Annotated in this window: 1 protein-coding gene; it reads right to left on the bottom strand. The window is 58.6% G+C overall.

What is annotated here, in order from left to right:
• Window positions 1-30: 30 nt before the first annotated feature.
• Window positions 31-249, bottom strand: a 219-nt coding sequence (locus EOD29_RS36790; RefSeq protein ID WP_127248883.1) for a hypothetical protein, incomplete at its 5' end; no start/stop codon positions are given.

Genomic DNA, 249 nt, shown 5'->3' on the forward strand with positions numbered 1-249 from the left:
GGATAGGAAGTAAGCGTCCGGTGGTGACGGCTATGCGATTGTGAGGATAAGAACGGCGACCACAACCACCCACGGGATCAAACCGATCCATCCTGCCATAGGAGCTTGGCAGATCAGTGAGCCATCGGGGACGCGTTTGAAGCCCAGCCAGTTAAATCCCGTCTCGGTCGAGGATATGGCTTGCACGCGCACCTTCCCGCCGGTGATGAGCGGCAACACGAGCCTGGCGGTAGTGTAGCCAATCACCTC

Source organism: Mesorhizobium sp. M1A.T.Ca.IN.004.03.1.1 (assembly GCF_003997555.1).
In the GTDB taxonomy this organism is placed as follows: Bacteria; Pseudomonadota; Alphaproteobacteria; order Rhizobiales; family Rhizobiaceae; genus Mesorhizobium.